Annotated in this window: 18 protein-coding genes; 5 read left to right on the top strand and 13 right to left on the bottom strand. The window is 70.2% G+C overall.

Going from position 1 to position 18,907, the window contains the following annotated elements; genetic code table 11:
• Positions 1-98: 98 nt before the first annotated feature.
• Positions 99-674 (top strand): acyloxyacyl hydrolase, encoded by a 576-nt coding sequence (locus tag AC07RV_RS15260; RefSeq protein WP_296788348.1) that lies wholly within the window; start codon positions 99-101, stop codon positions 672-674.
• Here the strand turns inward: AC07RV_RS15260 and AC07RV_RS15255 are convergent.
• Genes AC07RV_RS15255 through AC07RV_RS15245 form a run of 3 tightly spaced genes read right to left on the bottom strand, consistent with a single transcriptional unit; the run spans position 665 to position 3,671 of the window.
• The gene (locus AC07RV_RS15255) at positions 665-1,660 is read right to left on the bottom strand and encodes a lysylphosphatidylglycerol synthase domain-containing protein (protein ID WP_296788350.1); all 996 of its coding nucleotides are present in this window, start codon (positions 1,658-1,660) and stop codon (positions 665-667) included. The genes AC07RV_RS15260 and AC07RV_RS15255 overlap by 10 nt on opposite strands.
• Positions 1,657-2,928, bottom strand: a complete 1,272-nt coding sequence (gene clsB, locus AC07RV_RS15250) for a cardiolipin synthase ClsB (RefSeq protein WP_093343605.1) — start codon at positions 2,926-2,928, stop codon at positions 1,657-1,659. Before clsB ends, AC07RV_RS15255 begins: the two co-directional genes overlap by 4 nt.
• A gap of 14 nt (positions 2,929-2,942) precedes the next feature.
• Positions 2,943-3,671 (bottom strand): endonuclease/exonuclease/phosphatase family protein, encoded by a 729-nt coding sequence (locus AC07RV_RS15245; protein WP_172705372.1) that lies wholly within the window; start codon positions 3,669-3,671, stop codon positions 2,943-2,945.
• 377 nt (positions 3,672-4,048) lie between these two features.
• On the opposite strand from AC07RV_RS15245, the gene AC07RV_RS15240 reads away from it, so the two are divergent.
• Positions 4,049-4,486, top strand: a complete 438-nt coding sequence (locus AC07RV_RS15240; protein WP_093343607.1) for a serine/threonine protein kinase — start codon at positions 4,049-4,051, stop codon at positions 4,484-4,486.
• A 91-nt stretch (positions 4,487-4,577) separates the two neighbouring features.
• Here AC07RV_RS15240 and AC07RV_RS15235 read toward each other — a convergent pair whose 3' ends face one another.
• The 5 genes from AC07RV_RS15235 to AC07RV_RS15215 all read right to left on the bottom strand — a co-directional run bounded on the left by AC07RV_RS15235 (position 4,578) and on the right by AC07RV_RS15215 (position 9,448).
• Positions 4,578-5,150 carry a Spy/CpxP family protein refolding chaperone gene (locus tag AC07RV_RS15235; RefSeq protein ID WP_093343608.1) on the bottom strand — a complete coding sequence of 191 codons (573 nt, stop codon included), beginning with the start codon at positions 5,148-5,150 and terminating at the stop codon, positions 4,578-4,580.
• 150 nt (positions 5,151-5,300) lie between these two features.
• Positions 5,301-6,374: a flavodoxin family protein gene (locus AC07RV_RS15230; RefSeq protein ID WP_296788353.1), complete on the bottom strand. Its 1,074-nt coding sequence runs from the start codon at positions 6,372-6,374 to the stop codon at positions 5,301-5,303.
• 92 nt (positions 6,375-6,466) lie between these two features.
• Positions 6,467-7,366: a pirin family protein gene (locus tag AC07RV_RS15225; protein ID WP_057591842.1), complete on the bottom strand. Its 900-nt coding sequence runs from the start codon at positions 7,364-7,366 to the stop codon at positions 6,467-6,469.
• Between the two features lie 52 nt (positions 7,367-7,418).
• Entirely contained in the window at positions 7,419-7,982 is a 564-nt protein-coding gene (locus tag AC07RV_RS15220) for a hypothetical protein (RefSeq protein WP_296788355.1), read from the bottom strand.
• Positions 7,979-9,448, bottom strand: a complete 1,470-nt coding sequence (locus tag AC07RV_RS15215; protein WP_296788358.1) for a carotenoid oxygenase family protein — start codon at positions 9,446-9,448, stop codon at positions 7,979-7,981. Before AC07RV_RS15215 ends, AC07RV_RS15220 begins: the two co-directional genes overlap by 4 nt.
• A 131-nt stretch (positions 9,449-9,579) precedes the next feature.
• On the opposite strand from AC07RV_RS15215, the gene AC07RV_RS15210 reads away from it, so the two are divergent.
• Complete coding sequence (locus AC07RV_RS15210) at positions 9,580-10,311, top strand: TetR/AcrR family transcriptional regulator (protein WP_296788360.1); 732 nt, start codon at positions 9,580-9,582, stop codon at positions 10,309-10,311.
• 11 nt (positions 10,312-10,322) lie between these two features.
• Here AC07RV_RS15210 and AC07RV_RS15205 read toward each other — a convergent pair whose 3' ends face one another.
• The 5 genes from AC07RV_RS15205 to AC07RV_RS15185 are packed head-to-tail and all read right to left on the bottom strand — an operon-like array spanning position 10,323 to position 15,948.
• Entirely contained in the window at positions 10,323-11,069 is a 747-nt protein-coding gene (locus tag AC07RV_RS15205) for a GNAT family N-acetyltransferase (protein ID WP_296788362.1), read from the bottom strand.
• Positions 11,066-12,355 carry a biosynthetic peptidoglycan transglycosylase gene (locus tag AC07RV_RS15200; protein WP_296788364.1) on the bottom strand — a complete coding sequence of 430 codons (1,290 nt, stop codon included), beginning with the start codon at positions 12,353-12,355 and terminating at the stop codon, positions 11,066-11,068. The genes AC07RV_RS15205 and AC07RV_RS15200 overlap by 4 nt, the downstream gene beginning before the upstream one ends.
• Positions 12,352-12,879, bottom strand: a complete 528-nt coding sequence (locus AC07RV_RS15195; RefSeq protein ID WP_296788653.1) for a hypothetical protein — start codon at positions 12,877-12,879, stop codon at positions 12,352-12,354. The genes AC07RV_RS15200 and AC07RV_RS15195 overlap by 4 nt, the downstream gene beginning before the upstream one ends.
• Positions 12,880-12,922: 43 nt before the next feature.
• Positions 12,923-13,858, bottom strand: coding sequence for an exosortase Q (xrtQ, locus tag AC07RV_RS15190; protein ID WP_296788367.1), 936 nt, complete (start codon positions 13,856-13,858; stop codon positions 12,923-12,925).
• Between the two features lie 17 nt (positions 13,859-13,875).
• Entirely contained in the window at positions 13,876-15,948 is a 2,073-nt protein-coding gene (locus tag AC07RV_RS15185; protein WP_296788370.1) for a VIT and vWA domain-containing protein, read from the bottom strand.
• A gap of 187 nt (positions 15,949-16,135) precedes the next feature.
• Here AC07RV_RS15185 and creD point away from each other — a divergent pair, with 187 nt between their 5' ends.
• Both creD and AC07RV_RS15175 read left to right on the top strand, forming a co-directional pair.
• Entirely contained in the window at positions 16,136-17,584 is a 1,449-nt protein-coding gene (gene creD, locus AC07RV_RS15180) for a cell envelope integrity protein CreD (protein ID WP_296788373.1), read from the top strand.
• Positions 17,581-18,897: a glycoside hydrolase family 3 N-terminal domain-containing protein gene (locus AC07RV_RS15175; protein WP_296788376.1), complete on the top strand. Its 1,317-nt coding sequence runs from the start codon at positions 17,581-17,583 to the stop codon at positions 18,895-18,897. Before creD ends, AC07RV_RS15175 begins: the two co-directional genes overlap by 4 nt.
• The last annotated feature ends 10 nt before the right edge of the window (positions 18,898-18,907 follow it).

Genomic DNA, 18,907 nt, shown 5'->3' with positions numbered 1-18,907 from the left:
ACTTCTCGACGTGGAAATCGCGTAGCGGCACGACACGAAACTGAACGCAAAGTGAATATGACCTTCAGTTTTCATCATTCGCTTTGGCGATCCGGATCATGAGATTCAACGCTTCCACCCCGCTCCGTGCCGCCGCGCTGGCCGGACTGCTGGGCTTGCTGGGCAGCAGCGCCCACGCCTTCGAGGACAGCCAGCGCGGCTTCTACGTGGAAGGCGGACGCGCCCCCCACGGCCAGATGGGCAGCACCAATGCCTTCACCGTCGGGATGACGCTGCCCTGGTCACCGCGACAGCCGGTGCAGGAAGGCGCGCTCACCACCTACTGGGACGTCTTCCTCAGCGATTGGCACGCACCCGCGCTCGACGACGGCCGGCGCGACTACGTGCAGATCGGCGCCATCTACACCTGGCGCTGGCGCTTCGCGCACGGCAGCTCGCCCTGGTACGTCGAAGGCGGCGTGGGCGGCAGCGTGATGGACCATGTCTACCGGACGCCCGACCGCAGCTTCAGCACCGCGTTCCAGTTCACCGAAGTGCTCGGCGTGGGCCGCAGCTTTGGCGAGCATGGGGAACACGACCTGTCGCTGCGCGTGCAGCACTTCTCCAACGGCGGCATCAAGAAGCCCAACCCCGGCGAGAACTTCGTGCGGGTGCGCTACACCTATCACTTCTGATGCGCGATGCGGGCCCGGCGCCCGCGCCGCGCGCGCAACTCGGTCGCGAAGTAGGCCAGCGTGGCGACCACCAGCGGCAGCAGGTAGTAGAGGCCGCGGTAGGCGAGCAGCGCGGCCAGCAACTGCGCCTCGGCCACCTGGTGCGCCAGGAGCGCGACGAACACCGCTTCCAACACGCCGAGCCCCGCCGGCACGTGCGTGATCACGCCGGCCACCGCGGCCACCAGCAGCACGGCCAGCACCTGCGGATAGGCGACCTGGCCCTGCAGCAGCAGCCAGATCACGCCACCGATCAGCGACCAGTTGGCGCACGACAGCAGGAACTGCAGCAGCGCCATGCGCAGAGTCGGCGTGCGCAGCTCGTGCCCGCGCACATGCCAGCGCTTCCCATGCGCGAAGGCGCACACCAGCAGATAGATCGCGGCCAGCACCAGCAGCGCCGCGCCCAACAGCCGCAACTCCTCGCCATCCACCTTCCACGCGGGCGGCAGGCCCAGCGGCCAGAAGAAGAACGCGGCGCCGGCCACCACCAGGTAGCCGATCCAGTTGGTGAGCATGCTGAAGCCCAGCACGCGCGTGATGGTGTCGTTGCGCAACCCCAGCCGCGAATAGAGCCGGTAGCGGAAGGCCACGCCGCCGACCAGCGAACCGAGGTTGAGGTTGAAGGCGTAGCTGATGAAGGTCACGCCCATCACCGTGCCGGCACGCAAGGGGTGGCCCGTGAGGTGGCGCCCCAGCAGGTCGTAGGTGCTGTAGAGCGCGAAGCTGCAGGCCGCGAGCAGGCCCGCGCCGAGCAGCGTGAGGGGCGGCAGCGCGGCGATCGCGTCGCCGACCTCGTGCCAGTCGATGGAACGCGCCTGGCTCACGAGCAGCCAGGCCACGAGCCCGAAGAAGCCCCACACCAGCGTTCGCCTGGCCCAGGGCCAGGCGCGGCGCCAGCCGCTGGCGGGCAACGCATGCAGGCGGCCGCCAGCCGCCATCGTCATGCGGCCTCCGTCGACGCGGGCGCGCCCTCGACGCCGTCGCCGTGGTTCTTGCGTCGCCGGTCGCCGAGGTCGGTGACCTCCACCGGCTTCAGCCGCGGCACGTGGCGCGGCAGCCAGCCCAGCAGCGAGGGATACCAGCGCATCAAGTGGAAGATGAAGAAGCTGCGCACCAGCCGCCAGCCGCTCCATTCGCTCGCGAGGTCGGCGGTGTCGATCTGCTTGCAGCTGTGTTGCATCAGGTGGTCGAGGCGCTCGTGCAGCAGCGTGTTGAAGGCCGCGTCGCGCACCACCACGTTGGCCTCGAGGTTGAGCGACAGGCTCAGCGGATCGAGGTTGCTCGAGCCCACGGTGCTCCAGCGGTCGTCCATCAGCGCGACCTTGCCATGCAGCGGCCGCTCGCAGTATTCGTAGATGCGCACGCCCGCATGCAGCAGGTGGTGGTAGAGCATGCTCGCGGCCGTCTTCACGATCGGCATGTCGGGCTCGCCCTGCAGGATCAGCCGCACGTCGACGCCGCGCCGCGCCGCGCGCCGCAGTTCCTTGATGAGCCGGTAGCCCGGGAAGAAGTAGGCGTTGGCGATCACGATGCGCTCGCGCGCGCTGCGGATCGCGGCGCGGTAGTGGCGCTCGATGTCGTTGGTGTGATGCCGGTTGTCGCGCGTGACGAACATCACCTCGGCCTCGCCGGCCACCGTGTCGCCCACGGGCGGCGCCTGCCTGAGCCGGCGCCGGAACCAGCCCGGCCCCTTGCCGCCGACCGCGATCGCGCGCAGCGCGAAGTGGTGGATCTGCGCCACGATCGGCCCGGCGAGTTCGACCGCGTAGTCCTGCTTGGCCTTCGGGCCGAAGTCCATCAGGTGGTCGGCCGAATAGTTGATGCCGCCGACGAAGGCGCGCTCGCCGTCGATCACCACGATCTTGCGGTGCATGCGGCGGAACACGTTGAGCCGCTGGCCCAGGAAGCGATGGCCCGGATCGAACACGCGCACCTTCACGCCGGCGCTGCTCAATTCCTCGAGGAACTCGCGCGAGAGGTCGGGCGAACCGAAGCCGTCGATCATCAGGTCGACCTTCACGCCGCGCCGAGCGGCCTCGCACATGGCGGCGTGCAAGTCGAGGCCCACCTTGTCCTCGAACAGGATGAAGGTCTCGATGACCACTTCGCGTCGTGCCGCGCGGATCGCCTCGAACACGCGCGGGAAGAACTGCTCGCCGTTCTCGAGCAGTTCGATGCGGTTGCCCGCGACCCAGTGGTTGCCGTTGCTCATGGATGGATGCGCTTTCAGAGATCGATCTCGGCCACCAGCGGCGCGTGGTCGGACAGGTGCGACCAGGGCCGGCGCGGCAGCACCACCGGCGCGTGCACGCCGGCATTGCGCACGTAGATGCGGTCCAGCGGCAGCACCGGGAAACGCGAAGGGAAGGTCTTGGCCGCGTGGCCGTGCGCATGCACGAACACCTCGCGCAGCGACGCGCCCTCGGCCAGGGTCGCATGCGCGCGGCCGCGCCAGTCGTTGAAGTCGCCGGCCACGATCAGCGGCGCGTCGGCCGGCACCTCGTCGCGCACGATGTGGCACAAGAGCTCGAGCTGCTGCTGCCGGTGCGCCTCGGCCAGGCCGAGGTGGGCACAGATCGCATGCACGTCGACCGTGCGGCCCGGCAGCCGCAGCACGCAGTGCAACAGCCCGCGCTTCTCGGGCCCGGCCACCGACACGTCGTGGTTGCGGTGGTGCACGATCGGAAACTTCGACAACAGCGCATTGCCGTGGTGGCCCTTGGGATAGACCGCGTTGCGCCCGTAGGCGAACTGCGGCCACATCGTGTCGGCCAGGAATTCGTAGTGCGGCGCCTCGGGCCAGTTGCTCACACGGCGCGAATGGCGCGAATGGGTGCCCAGCACCTCCTGCAGGAACACCACGTCGGCGCCCACGGTACGAACCGCGTCGCGCAGCTCGGGCAGGATGAACTTGCGGTTGAGCGCGGTGAAGCCCTTGTGGGTGTTCACCGTCATGACCTTCAACGACACGGGCGCGGCCGCGAGTCCGGCCGCGGTGACGGGGCCGGGCGGATTCGCACCCACCGCGTGGGCGGCTTCCGCGTTGGCGACGGATTCGTTCGTGAAGATCGGTGTGGAGGACATCGGATTTCGGGTTGTACGTGCTCGATCCGTGCCCGCCTGTAGGAACGCGCCACCTTCTCGTGGCGCCTCCAGCCCTCCGACGCGACAGGCTCGCGGCGCCTTCGCGCGCGGCCGGCCGGCTCCTACAGGCAGCCCTGACGCACCCCCACAAGGCCCGAACGGAGCGGCTCCTACGGTGAATTCAGGACGTCGGGAAAGGCGTCCGCGATTTCTTCACACCATCTATCGAGACGCAAAGGAAACCGATCATGAAACACGCACAGCAACGACTTCTTCGAGCGACCCTGCTGGCCGGCCTGATGGGCGCGGGCGGCTTTGCGATGGCGCAGACCTCCTCGATGCCCGCGGCACCCGATCCGGCGCTGGGCGGCCAGGCCAGCACGCAATCGCCGACCGGCGTGGCCAATCCCACGCAGCAGCCCGACGGCAATGCGCCGGTGTCGCTCGAGACCGTGCGCGCCGAGGCCCGTGCGCACAACCGCAACAACACCAACAACCTGGTGCCCAAGGGCGAGGCCAGCACCGTGATGAACGGCCAGCCGAACATGGTGACGGCACCGACCGGCGAGCAATCGCGCTGGCAGGTGAGCCAGCAGGCGCGCAAGGTGAAGCCGCATTTCGGCCAGCCGGGCGAGCGTCCGGAGGTGCCGACCAACCCGACCGAGAAGACCGGCACGCCGAAGTAATCGGATCGCCCAGAACAAAGGCCCGCAACGCGTGAAGCGTTGCGGGCCTTCGTCATGAGCCATCCTCGGCGACGGCGCCGAGGGCCGGGGCTCAACCCTTGGCCGGTTGGGCGTCGGGGCCGCCGTGGTGGCCGCCGCGATGGAAGCGGTGGCCGCCGAAGTGCAGGGTCTCGGCGTCGAAGGTCTTCTGCTGCTCGGGCGTCAGCGCGGCATAGAAGGACTTCGTGGCGTCGGCGCGCTTGGCGAACATCGCGCTGCGTTCGGCCTGGCGGGCCTGCATGCGTTCGATGCGCTGCGGCGTGGTCAGCTTGGCGAAGTCGGCGCGGGTCATGCGCTGGCCATCGGGACGCGGACCGGAGAACTGCGTCGCGCCGGTGTAGCTGGACCAGGCGCTTTCCTGCGAGGCATTGAGCTTCAGCTTGTCCTTGAGGGCCGCGAGACGCTTGGCGCGATGTTCCTGCATGCGTTCGAAACGCTTAGCCGGATCCATGCGCTTGTGGTCCGCGTGGGCCTTGCGCTGCGGGGCCGCGCCATCCGCCTGCGCCACGGCAGCGGCGGGTGCCGCGGTCGTGGGCGCCGGCGTCTGGGCGAAAGCGCCCGACGATGCGAGGGCGGCCGAGCCCAGCAGGCCGGCCCAGAGGATGCGTTGGCGGAGAGAGATCATGAGAGTGCTTCCTTTCGAAGAACCGCCGCCGATGGGCAGCTGGTGAGACGAAGTGTGGAAGCCTTCTGTAAGCCGTCCGTGAGCCCCGCGTGAGCCTGCGTAAAGAATGGTGAATGGCGGCGCGGGCGGCCGTGAATTTTTGCGCGCGAGCTACTTGGGACGCGGCCTCTTCAGGCCCCGGTCAGGCGATTTGAGCTTGCCGGTGCGCAGCTGCCGCACCGCCTGCGCCATCGCGCGCGCGACGTTGCGCACCTCTTCCTGCAGGTCGGCGTCGGCATCGAGCGTGTCGTGGCTGGTGGCATAGGGCTCGTAGTAGCCGATGTAGCGATCGAGCTGCGCCGCGCTGCCTGCGTCGACCAACCCCATCCAGTCGAGCCAGTCGCAGAGGTTGCGCCGCACGCTCTCGATGCCGGCCACGTCGCCATGCACCACCACGCCATAGGCACGGCCATCGAGATGCTTGGGATAGCCCCAGCCCTCGAGCTCGAGCGCCTTGGCCTCCTCGGCCTTCTTGCCGTGCGTGCTGGTGGGATCGGGGTTGCCGCCATCGGCGCACACCAGGCGGTCGATCATCAGCTTGAGCGGGCTCGTGGCCTGGTACCAGTGGGCGGGCGTGAGCACGATCACGCCATGCGCCGCGGTCCAGCGCTCGTAGATCTCGTTCATCCAGTCGCCGGTCTGGCGCAGCGAATGGTTGGGATAGCAGCTGCAGGGCCAGTGGCACAGCGGCATCGCGGTCGAGACGCAGCCCTTGCACGGATGGATCTCGCGGCCGTAGTCCGAGGTCAGCAGGCTGAGGTCGAGCACGTCGGTCTTCACGCCGCTGCCCTCGAGCACCTCGCGCGCGAGCTGCGTCAGGCGCCAGGTCTTGGAGATCTCGCCGGGACAGGTGCCGTCGTTGCGCGGCGAGCCGTTGACCAGCAGCACGCGCGAGTGGCTCTGCGGATCGGCCCACTTGGCGTGCGCCGCGTCGATGCGCGCCTTGGCCTCGAGCCAGTCGACCGAGAGCTCGTAGTCGGGATCGGCATAGCCGGGCCCGGCCTTGCGCGTGACGGGTGCCTTGCGGCCTTCGTGGTAGGCCTCCCAGGCGATCAGCTCGATGCGCCGCAGCGAGTCGGACTCGGCCTGGAAGGCCGGGTCCTGGAAGTCCTGCATGAAGCGTTCATGGAACTCGGCGCGCTGCAGCGTGGCGGGCGCCTGTCCTTTTCGGATCGTGGGGGGCATGCAGGCAACGTAGAAGCCTCGCCCGGCCCCGTGCGCCGACCTCCATGCCGACACGCGGTAGGCGCAGGCCGCACCGCCGCGTCGGCGCAGGCTCAGCCGAAGCGGCCCTGGCGGAAGTCGTCGACCGCCTGCTTGATCTGCTCGGGCGTGTTCATCACGAACGGGCCGTACTGCACGATGGGTTCGTTCAACGGATGGCCCGCGATCAGCAGCGCGCGCGCCGGGCTGTGGTTGGTCGAGCCCGCGCGCAGCAGCACGCCGTCGCTGCCGGCCTCGTTCGCGAGGATGGCCATGCGCCGCGTCGGCACCTCGCTGCCCGCGATCCACAGCGATTCGCGGAACACGTAGACCAGCGCGTTGTGCGAAGGCGGCAGCGGCTGCGCGAACTCGGCACCCGGCGGCAGCGTGATGTCGAGGTACAGCGGCTCGGTGCGCTCGCGCCGCACGGCGCCCTCGATGCCATGGCTCGCGCCCGCGATCACGCGCACGTGCACGCCCTCGGCGGTGGTGAACTCGGGGATCTCGGCGCTCTGGATGTCACGGTACCAGGGCTCGCGCAGCTTCTCGTCGGCCGGCAGGTTGAGCCAGAGCTGGAAGCCTTCCATCAGGCCTTCCTGCTGCTCGGGCAATTCGCTGTGCACCAGGCCGCGGCCCGCGGTCATCCATTGCACGCCGCCGTTCTCGAGCAGGCCCTCGTGGCCCGCGCTGTCGCGGTGCCGCATGCGGCCGGCGATCATGTAGGTGACCGTCTCGAAGCCGCGGTGCGGATGGTTCGGAAAGCCGCCGACGTAGTCGCCGGGGTTGTCGCTGCCGAAGGCATCGAGCATGAGGTAGGGATCGAGCCGCTTCTGCAGCGGCTGCCCGAGCACGCGCGTGAGCTTCACGCCGTCGCCATCGCTGGCCGACACACCGGCCACGATGTGGTCGATGCCGCGCGGCGCGGCCACGGGCTCGGTGGGATGGTGGAGATGATGGTGGTTCGTGTGGGTCATCCGGCCATGGTGGCACCAATGGCCCGACCGCGCCACCCGTGGGGGCGGGCGCTCAGCCCCCGGCCGCGGCCTCGAAGCGCGCGCGCATGTGCTCGGGGTACCACTGCGTGAAGCGGATCGCGCCGACGATGGCCGCGACCGTGACCGCGATGCCCACCCACAGCGGCAGCGAAGGCAGGTAGACCATCGCCACGTCGGCCAGCACCATCAGCGCGAAGGCCACGGCCCAGGCGGCGGTGATGACCATGTTGACCAGCTTGAAGCCCGGCAGCACCCAGACCTCGGGCGGCGTCTGCTCCTTCGCGTACTGCAGGGTGAAGGGCTGGCCGATGGCCATCGAGGCCAGCACCACCAGCAGCAGTCCCGCGTCGACGCGCAGCCGCACGCCGAGCAGCGACCACTCGGTGTGCGTGGCGAGCGCGAACACGGCCAGGCCGCCGAACAGCAGCACGGTGCCGATCTCGAGCACCTTGACCGTGCGCTTGGGCGTCAGCCAGTCGCGCAGCAGCAGCACGGCCGACAGCGCCGCCGCGGCCGAGAGCGCGGGCACCACGCCGAGCAGGCGGTCGAACAGCGCGAAGACGATGAAGGGCGCGAAGGCCAGCAGCATGCTCATGACGACGCTCCGAAGCGAACGGTGGGTTGCGCATCGGCCTGCGCGGCGGCGCCGGGCACGCTGCCCTCGGCATCGAACCAGTTGCCATGGAAGCCCACGGGCACGCGGTGCGGCAGCGCGGCTGTGCACAGCGGGCCGTTGGCCACGGCGCGCGCATCGAAGACGGCGAGCTCGCTGGTGTTGCTGGCGCCGCGCCAGATGGTGGCGAGCAGCCAGCCATCGCCTTCCTCGGCCTGCGCCGAGCGCGGCACGAACACGGCCTCCGACATCGTGTCGGGCGCCGGCAGTTTGTAGATGCCGCGCTCGCCGTTGGCATGGTCGACATGCGCGAGGCCCGCGAAGTTGCGCCGCGCCTCGGTGGAACCCTCGTCGTCGCGCAGCACGTACCAGCCATGGCGGTAGGGCAGGCCGGCGAAGCGGTCATCGATGCGCGGGAATTCGCCGGGGCGCGGATCGAGCACGGTGCGCGTGAATTCGCGCGCCGGGTTGGCGAGCTCGAACTGCCAGCGCACCAGGCGCGCGGGCGGATCGCCCGCGCCGATCGGCGAGCCGTCGGGCCGCGGGAACAGCGGCGGCGTGTCGAACTGCATCACGTCGGCGTACAGGCTGCCGTCGGCCTCCCAGGCATTCATCACGTGGAACACGTAGCAGGCCGGGCCGCGCCACCAGACGATGTCGGCGCTGCTGCCGCCGCGCGGCATCAGGCCGACGCGGGTGCCGAACTCGGGCTCCCAGGCATAGGGCGGGCGGCCCTGCTGCGCGCGCTCGAGGCTGGCGGTGATCGGCATGATCGGGAACATCACGTGGCCCTCGGTCACCATGAAGTCGTGGACCATGCTGGCGTAGGGCGCCTCGAAGGTCTCGAAGCGCGTGACGCGGCCGTCGGCCGCGATGCTGCCGAAGCTCATGCCCGCCGACAGCGGCGCGGGCGTGCCGTAGCCGAAGAACAGCAGCTCGCCGGTGCGCGGATCGGTCTTGGGATGGGCCGTGAAGCTGCCGTGCAGGCGGCCGTCGAGGTCGGTGGCGCCGAGCGTGTCGAGCCCGGGCAGCGTCATCGCGATCGGCAGGTGCGCTTCCTCGAGCGCGAGCATGCGGCCGGCATGGCCGATCACGTTGGTGTTGCCGGTGCCGTCGTCCTCGCGCTTCGGCGCCTCGCCCTCGGTGCTCTGGAAGCCGACGCGGCGCCGTTCCTGCCCTTCGACCGTGGCCTGCCAGCGCTGGGTGCGCACCCAGCGGTTGCGGTAGTGCACCGCGCCGTCGGCGATGTGGAAGGCATGCAGCATGCCGTCGCCGGCGAACCAGTGGGCGCGCGGGTCGGGCGCCACCGGGTTCGGGCCGTTGCGCACCAGCGTGCCGCGCAGGCCGGCGGGCAGCGTGCCCTTCAGCGGCAGCGGACCGACGTCGGTCTCGAAGTCGATCGGGCCCATGTTGGAAGGCGGGGCGCTGCGGGTGACGGCATCGTTCATCGGGGTTCCTTCGGATCGTCGGCCGGGGCCGGTGTAGGGGTGGAAAAGCGGGGAGGGCTTATCTTTCCAGTGGAAATATCGCCGAGCCCTCCGGTGAAGTCAAGAGATTTTTCCAGTGGTAAGATTTTTGGATGCCTGTTGCCTCCCGTCCGCGCCGTTCCCGTTCCACGGAGCCGGCCACCGCCGAATCTTCGCCGGCCACAGCGGCCACACCGGCCGAGTCCACCGCGCCGGCCCGCCGCTACCACCACGGCGCCTTGCCCGATGCCTTGCTGGCCGCGGCGGAGACCGTGCTGCAGCGCGACGGCATCGCCGGGCTCGGCCTGCGCGCGATCGCGCGCGAAGCGGGCGTCTCGCACACCGCGCCCAAGCACCACTTCGGCGACACCACCGGCCTGTTGAGCTCGCTCGCCGCCGTGGGGTTCCATCGCCTGGCCGATGCGATGCGCACCTCGGCACCCGAGGGTGCCGACGCCAGCGCGCGGCGCAACGCGATCGGCCGCGCCTACGTGCATTTCGCGCACGGGAACCCGGCGCTGTTCGGGCTGATGTTCCGCACCGAGAAGATCGACATGCTGCACCCCGTGCTGGGCGCCGCGGCCGCCGAGGCGATGCGCGTGATGGCCTCGATCATCGGCGGCGCGCCGCGGCTGCCCGACAGCCCGCCCACCTCGCTGAGCAATGCCGAAGCCATGCAGATGACCTCGGCCTGGGGCTATGTGCACGGGCTCGCGGTGCTGCTGATCGATCACCGGCTGCGCGGCATCCTCAAGCTCGCGCCGGGCTTCGACGATCCGCTGGCGCTGGTCGACGCGGCACTGGACGAGGTGCGCTTCGGGCTGGAGCTCGAGCCGCGGGGCTGAGTCCGCCGTTTTCAGGCCGACGGCTGCCAGTACCGGTACTGCCAGCGCGTCTGGAAACCGGCGCGCCGGTACAGCGCCAGCGCGGGATCGTTCTGCGCCTCGACCTGCAGGAACACTTTTTCGAACCCCCGCTCGAGCGCCACCTGCGCCAGCCCCGCGAGCACGCGCCCGGCCAGGCCGCGGCCACGCTGGGCGGCGTCGGTGCGCATGCCGTGCACGCTGGCCCAGCCATGGCCGAAGGCCATTGCGCCCGCGGCCACGGTGCGGCCGCCTTCGCGCACGCTCGCATAGAGCGAGCCCTGGGCACGCGCCAGCACGCGCACGCGGTGGGCGCCGTCGACGGGATCGAAACCCTCGCCGAGGAACAGCGCCGCCCAGGCGTCGTCGGGCGCGGTGTCGACCTCGGCCGGCAGCGCGCCGGTCGGTGCCACGGCCTGCATCTGCCGCAAGGTGGCGGTCTGCACCAGCGTGGGCTTGGCGCCGCGATAGCGCCGGGCTTCGAGTTCGGCGCGCAGGCCGTCGAAGCATTCCAGATCGGCCAGCCGCAGCATCGGCGGGAGCCCCTGCGCGGCGTAGCCTTGCTCGATCCGCTCGAGCGTGCCCTGGGCCGCCGGCGCATGGCGCAGCGGCACGGCCGAGCGGGCACGCGAGACCGTGCCGTAGTCGAAGGGCAGCAGCCAGCCCTCGATGGCGCCGACGGCATCGGGAGACACGGCCGCGACCGTGGCGCGCTCGATCGCTTCGACCTCGGCGCTCATGGGTTCGGCTCCGGCGGCGCGAACTTCGCGCTGGCCACGCTCTTGAGCAGCGACTCGCGCTGGTTGCGGCTGATGCCGCGCACGCCCTCGGCCACCCACTTCACGCGGTCGGGATCGATGGCGCCGTCGCGCCGCCACTGCTCGAGCACCGCCTGCGGCTTGTGCAGCATGGCCGCGAGCCAGACCGCCTGCGCCGGTTCGAGACTGCGCGCGCTGCGCTTGAAATAGCGCTTGGCCGCGGCTTCCGCGCCGCAGAGGTTGCCGCCCCAGGGCGCGTTGTCGAGGTAGAGCTGCAGGATGCGCGCCTTGCCCAGTGTCTGCTCCATCTCGACCGCGTAGAGCAGCTCGCGCAGCTTGCGCTCGGCCGTGCGCTCGCTGCCGGTCGCCAGCAGCTTCGCGAGCTGCTGCGTGAGCGTGCTGCCGCCGCGCTTCTGCGCGCCTTCCTTCTGGTTGTTGTCGATCGAGGCCAGGATCTCGGTCAGGTCGTAGCCGGTGTGGGTGAAGAAGCGCTGATCCTCCGCGGCGATGACCGCGCGCGCGAGCCAGCTGTCGTTGGTCAGCCTGGCCGACGGGCCGCAGCTGGTGCGCGCGCCCAGCATGGCCTCGGTGCCCAGGCCCTCGACCGTGAACTGGCTGACGCTGGGCAGCACCGAGAAGGTGGCTTCGGGCAGCACGACGTGACCGCGCAGCGCCAGCGTGCCGCCGATGCGCGCGCGCTGCAGCTCGGGCAGGCCGGGCACCAGCACCGCGTACCAGCGCGCGATCGGCGCGTCCTGGATGTCGACGCTGAGTTGCAGGTTCTTCGGCGCGAGGCGGCCTTCCCACTTGCCCTGCAGCGTGGCGGCGGGATCGCCCACGGGCGATCCCTGCGGCGTGGCGCCGAGCGTGCCGTTGAGCGTGTTGCCGTCGCGGCGCACCGTGGCCACCAGTTGCTGCACGCGGATCGGTTGCGCGCCCAGCGCCGGCAGTTCGACGCTGCACGGCGCGCAGTGCAATTCGAGCAGGCCGTCGGCCGCCTTCCAGGCGAAGCGCACGGTGCCGTGGCCGGTGTCGAGCGAGCGGCCATCGAGCCACGGCGCGAACCAGGGCGAGGTGGCGATGCGCACCGCGGTCGGCACGCCGGTCTCGAAGGCGAGCGGACCGGCCTTCACCGTGGTGCGCCATTCGCCGGGCGCGGGGGCCAGCGCGAGCTTGACGATCAGGAAGATGGCCACGCCGGCCGTGATCACCAGGGCCAGCAGGCCGAAGAGGAGAAATCGCAGGGTCTTTTTCAGCAATGGGTTCACATCGGTCTCGCCACGGTGACGGCTTGCCACGGTCCGTTCGACCGGCCGCTGGCTGCCGCCCAGTACCAGGCTGAAGTGTCGGTGAAAGCGGCGCCGTCGGCGCCCACGATGCGCTCGCAGACGCGTAACTTTTGCCCGCCGTGCCGTTGCGCAACAAAACAGCGCCACAAATGCGATTCGCCGGCCTGCACCTGGTGCTCCAGCCGCTCCTGCGCGATGCGGTAGCCGAGCGCGCGATAGCAGTCGGCGGCCGGATGCAGCATGCGCGTGGGCTGCCGCACCTCGCGCATCACCAGGGTCTGGCGGCCGTCGGTCATGCGGCCGATGGCGCCCGGAAAGCGGTCGGCGAAGCGCTGCTCCACCTCGCTGAGCGCGAGCGGACGCAGCGCGGCGCCGTCCCATTCGCGCGGCCACTCGATCGTGCTCGCCACCGGCGCGGCCACGGCTGGCGCGCGCAGCGCGGCGGCGCCCGACCACAGGATGCACAGCAGCATCGCAACGGCGAACAGCGTCTTGTGGCCCATGCGGTTGATGAAATGGTTCGCGAACAGGCGTTCGAACAGGCGCTCAATGGGCAGTGTCGACACGGCGGCCTCCCTGGGTGGTGATCAGGCCCGGAACGGGCCGCATGACGAAATCGAGGCCCGCGCCGCTTCGCTCGCGCGCCATCAGCCGCGCGATGGCACCGCACACCAGCGCCAGCACGACCAGGCCCAGCGCGTTGTGCGCCCACGGCGCCAGCGGATGGCCGGCGCCCTCGCAGGCGATCAGCACGCTGTTGCGCACGATGTTGCCGGCCAGCACCGCGAGGCCGACCAGCGGCAGCCGGGCCAGGAAGCCCCGGTCGGCGCGCCGCGCCCACAGCGCGACGGCGCAGGCCGTGAAGTAGCCGAGCCAGACCATCTGCACGCCCGAACACGGCGCATCGACGATCACCATCCGGCCATCGATCAGCAGGGTGCTGCCTTCGCGCGTCACCTCGAAGCCCGGTGCCAGCAGCCAGCGGCTGGCCTCGGCCGTCACCACGCGCAGCGGATAGCCGGCATAGAACTGCAGCGACGAGAGCAGCGGCAGCGCCAGCACCGCGAGGCCCGCGACCGGCACGGCCGCCACGCGGCGCGGCAGGAAGGCCATCAGGCCCGCCGCCAGCGACAGCACCGCCAACAGGCCGGCCGCGAGCGGCGGCAGCGCGGGCAGGCTGCCGAGGCCGGTGCGCAACACGGTCGCCGCGAGCGTGCCCGCACCGGCCAGCGCGAGCCAGCCCAGCCGCGGCGCGGCGCGCAGTTCGCCGCGGCACTGCCAGGCCAGCGCCGCGAGCGCGACCAGCGCCAGCAGCCCGAGCGGATCGTCCGATCCGTCGACCATGCGCCGCAGCATCCAGCCCCAGGTCGGCGCCAGCGCGGCGAACTGCAGGGCCAGCCAGGCGGCGGCCGGGAATCGGTCGATGCGGATGCCCCAATCCACGATGCGTGGATGGCGGTGGGCAAGAGTTGCCAGGGACATGAGGTCGTGCTCCCGTATCAGGCCGTGAAACGGCGTGCATCGTGGCGGCGCGCGCGGCGGCGCAGCATCGCCAGCACCGACAGCACGACCGCGATGGCGCCCAGCGTCTCGGGCTCGGGCGTGCTCGGCACCTCGGCGCCGAGCGCGCCGCCGTCCACGGCGGTATCGCTGACGCCCTGCGGCATCGGCAGCGGCTGGTTCACGCTCGCGCTGTCCTGCGGCGCGGCATTGCGCACCACCTTGTCGACCGCGATGAAGCTGGTGTACTGGGTCAGCAGGCCGTACTTGAGGCCGAGCTCGGTGATGCGGTCCTTGAAGGCCGCGCTGCCTTCGAGCGCTTCCTGGTCGCTCAGGCTCTGGATGCGATGGCGCGCCCACAGCGTGCGCAGCGCGGCCGTGTCCTGGCGCGTGCGCGCATCGATGCGCACTTCCTGGCGGTACGGGCCTTCGGCGCCCTGGCCCTCGACGATCACGCGCCCGCGCGCTTCGCCGCGCCACTTGCCGAACACGATCACCGGCCGTTCGCCCAGCACGTCGGGCAGCGCCTGCGGTTCCACGTCGTACACGTCCAGTCCGCCGAAGGTGGCCTTCACGCTGGTCAGCACCGGCGACTCGACCATGCGGCGGAAGCGCGCGGCCTGCTCGGGCGCCTGCGCCGGGTCGGTGATGATGAAGGGCTCGCCCATGCCGGCGCGCGCGATGCCTTCCATCAGGCTGCGGTTGACCGAGGAGCCGATGCCGAAGGCGAACACGTTGGCCTTCGACAGGTTGTTGCGCACCAGCTCGAAGGCCTCGCGCTCGACCGTCACGTAGCCGTCGGTCACCACCACCACGGTGCGCGAGACCTTCTCGTCCTTCGGCTCGGCATACACGCGCTTGAGTGCCGGGATCAGCTCGGTGCTGCCGCCGCCCTCGAAGTTCTTGATGGTGGCCAGTGCCTGTTCGATGTTGGCGCGGGTCGCGGGCACCGAGGCCGGCGACAGCATCTTGTTGCTGCCCGAGAACAGCAGCACGTTGAAGGTGTCGCTGGGGCGCAGGCCGTCGATCAGGCGTTCGAGCACCGTCTTCGCGGTGTCGAGCGGAAAGCCGTGCATCGAGCCCGAGATGTCGACCACGAAGATGTAGTCGCGCGGCGAGATGGCGCTGGCGGCCACGGCCTTGGGCGGCTCGACCATCGCGAGGAAGAAGTTCTCGGCGTTCTCGCCCTGGCCCTTGTAGAGCATCAGGCCCGATTCGATCTTCTCGCCCGCGAGGCGGTAGTCGAGCACGAAGTCGCGGTTGTCGGCCGGGCGGCCGTCGGCGGCCAGTTCGATCTCGGCATGGCGGTCCTCGTCGCTCTTCTTCACGGCGATGGCGTGCGTCATCGAGCGGATCTCCTTCAGGCCCATCGGCGTGTCGATGCTGGCCTTGAGCCGGAAGGTGGTGCCGGCCGCCACCCCCGCGCGCAGCGTGGGCTGGCCGACCCAGGGCGCCTGTGCGTTCGAGGACTGCGGGCTGTTGTAGCGCGGGCCCACCACGGTGGGGAACACGAACGCGTAGTTGCCCGACTGCGGCACCAGCAGCTCGCTGTAGCGCAGCTCCACCTTCACGTCGTCGCCCGGCAGGATGTTGGCGACGTTCATCTGGAACACGTTCGGCAGGTGCTGCTCGAGCAGCGCGGCGGTCTTGCCCTCGCGCTTGGCGGTGTCGTATTCGATCTTCGCCTGCTGCTTCTCGCGGATCTGCGCGGTGATCAGGCGGTCGGCCAGGCGCACGTTGAGGCCGCTCACGGCCGCCTGGGTCGAGCCCGGGAACACGTACTTGGCCTCGATGGGCCGCTGGCCCTCGTTGCGGTAGGTCTGGGTCACCGTCACGTCGGCGATCACGCCCGAGATCTTCACCGAGACCTCGGTGCCCTTGAGCGGCAGCCGGTCGATCGAGGGGTCGTCGCTCTTCACGAAGAAATACGGGCTCTCGGTCTTCAGGCGCGGCGCGGTCGCTTCCTGCGCATGCACGGGATTCAGGCTCAGCGCGACGAAGCCCGCGACCGCGAGGCTCAGCGTCGCCAGCCAGAGCCAGCGGCCGGGTCGATGGGTGGAGGGGGTGTGCATGTCGGGTCCTCTTCTCTGTGTATCGGATGGCCCGCACTGTCGCCAGCCTGCGAGAAGGCATTGGGAAGGCTTCTTGAAGTCCGCCGCGCTGTGTGAAGTCCGCGTGAAGTCGCCGCGCCGCCACGCTTCACACGGGCTTCGGATCGCACGGCGAGCATCCGGTCCGTCGTCAACGAGGAGAGAAAACATGCTTCAACTGCTGAAGGATTCGATGCTGGCCAAGGTGGGTGGGCTGCTGCTGCTGGTGCTGCTGCTGTGCATTCCGCTGGCCGAGATCGACCGCATCAACAACGAGCGCGGCGACAGCCAGCGCGAGGCCGCCGCCGAACTGGCCGCCACCTATGCGGGCCCGCAGACCGTGGTGGGCCCGCTGCTGCTGGTGCCCTACGTCGAGCGCTGGATGGAGCCGCTGCGCGACGCGCAGGGCAAGGTGATCGGCCAGGAGGCGCGCAGCAAGGAGATGGCGCACGTGGTGTTCCCCGACAAGCTGCACATCGAGGGATCGATGACGCCGCAGCAGCGCTACCGCGGCATCTTCAAGATCCCGTTCTACACGCTCGACGCCACCCTGTCGGGCGGCTTCGCGGCCTTCGACCCCGAGGCGGTCGCGCACAGCGAGCCCGATTCGAAGATCGAATTCAAGGCCCCGCTGGTGGCCTTCAACGTGAGCGACCTGCGCGGCCTCGACGGCTCGCCCGCGCTGACGGTGAACGGCGCCGAGTTGCGGCTGCGCCAGCGCGTGCCCGGCCTGCCCGACGACTCCTGGTTCGCCAACGGCATCCACGCGCCGCTCGGTGCCGCGGCCCTGGCCGCCTGGCAATCGCGCGCGGCGCTGCCCTTCGAGATGAAGCTCTCGCTGGTCGGCCAAGACACCCTGTCGATGGTGCCGATCTCGGAAGAAACCAGCGCGCACCTGAAGTCGCCCTGGGCCCATCCGAGCTTCGGCGGCCGCTTCCTCGCGGCCAAGCGCGAGGTCACGCCGCAGGGCTTCGATGCGCACTGGCGCGTGTCCTCGCTCGTGAGCTCGGCGCGCGAACAGGTGCGCGCCGACCTGGCGGGCCGTGCCGACGCGACGGCGGCCTCGGCCAACGGCAACGTGCGCGCCGGCCCGCAGCCCTTCAACCCGCAGAGCTTCGATGTCTCGCTCGCGCAGCCGATCAACGTCTATTCGATGAGCACCCGCGCGGGTAAGTACGGCGCGCTCTTCATCGGCCTGGTGCTGATGGCGGCCTTCATGTTCGAGCTGTTCCGCAAGCTGCGGCTGCACCCGGTGCAGTACGGCCTGGTGGGCCTGTCGATCGCGATCTTCTTCCTGCTGCTGCTGGCACTGTCCGAGAAGCTGGCCTTCTGGCTCGCCTATGCGGGCGCGGCCGGCGCGAGCGTGCTGCTGCTGGGCATCTACTTCGCCGCCGTGCTCGGCAGCTGGAAGCGCGGCGCCGGCTTCGCGGCCTTCGTCGCGGTGCTCTACGGTGCGCTCTACGGGCTGCTGGCCTCCGAAAGCAATGCGCTGCTGCTCGGCGCGCTGCTGATCTTCGGCATGCTCTCGGCGCTGATGCTGATGACGCGCAAGGTCGACTGGTATGCGCTGTCGCGCCGGCCCGAAGCCGCACCGGCGGCCCTCGTCGATCCGGCATGAAAGCGCTGCGCGTCGCGCTCGGTGCCCTGGGATGGCTGGCACTGGTCGCTCTCTGCTTCTGGGCCTGGCACCTGAAGGATCCGCACCTGCGCTTCCTGCGCGCCTGGGAGGTGCCGCTGCTGCTCGCGCTCGCGGGCGGCGGCGTGGCGATCGTCTGGCGCTTCGCGCGCCGTTCGCTGCGCCCGATGCTGCTCGGGCTGCTGTGCGCGGTGATGCTCTGCAGCGGGGCCGACGAGCTCTCGAGCCGCCAGCGCCGCGCGGAAGTGCTCGCCGCATCGGACGCGCAGGCACGCAGGCTCGGCGCGCACTTCATCGTCGGCTACGAGAACGCCGAGATGCCGATGCTGCGCGAGCTCGCGCGCCACGGCGCGATCGGCGGCATCTTCGTGACCGGCCGCAACGTCAGGGGCCGCAGCGCGACGCAACTGCGCGAGGAGATCTCGAGCCTGCAGGACTTGCGCACGGCGGCCGGCCTGCCGCCGCTGATCGTCGCCACCGACCAGGAAGGCGGTGCCGTGTCGCGACTCTCGCCGCTGATCGAACGCCAGCCCTCGCTGGCCACCCTGATCGATACCGACGTGCCCGAGAACGAACTCGCGCAGCGCGCCCGTGCCTACGGAGAGCAGCAGGGCAGGGCGCTCGCCGCGCTGGGCATCACGCTCAACTTCAGTCCCGTGGTCGACCTGCGCACCGGCCGCGCGCCGGGCCGCTGGGACCTGCACACCCGCATCGACGAACGAGCGATCTCGGCCGATCCGGCCCTCGTCGCCGAGGTGGCGCGGGCCTACGAACAGGGCCTCGAAGCGGCCGGCGTGCAAGGCACGCTCAAGCACTTTCCGGGACTGGCCGGCGTGGCCGAGGACACGCACCATGTGACCGGTTTTTTGCGCACGCCCGCGGTCCGACTTGCAACACATGACTGGAAACCGTTTCAAGAGGTGTCGGCTTCGACACAAGCGGCTGTCATGCTCGCCCATGTGATCGTTCCAGAACTCGACCCCGACCATCCGGCATCGTTCTCGCGCAAAATCGTGCAGTCCGTGATTCGCGGCGCGTGGGGGCACGACGGCCTGCTCGTCACCGACGATCTCACGATGGGTGCAGCCTACGACCGGGGCCTGTGCAACGCCACGGTGCGTGCGCTGAATGCCGGCGTGGACCTGCTGCTGGTCGCCTACGACCACGACAAGTACTTCGACGCGATGCACTGCGCGCGGCAGGCCGAGAGCCGCGGCGCCATCGACGCCGCCATGCTGGCCGCGAGCGCATCGCGGCTGGCCCGGAACCCGCGCCTGCGCGGACTCTCTCAATAGCAGGACCTCC

It is taken from the genome of Variovorax sp. GW821-FHT09B01, from assembly GCF_059418345.1.
Note: the sequence above shows the minus strand (reverse complement) of the source record. Positions and strands in the feature narration are given on the sequence as shown.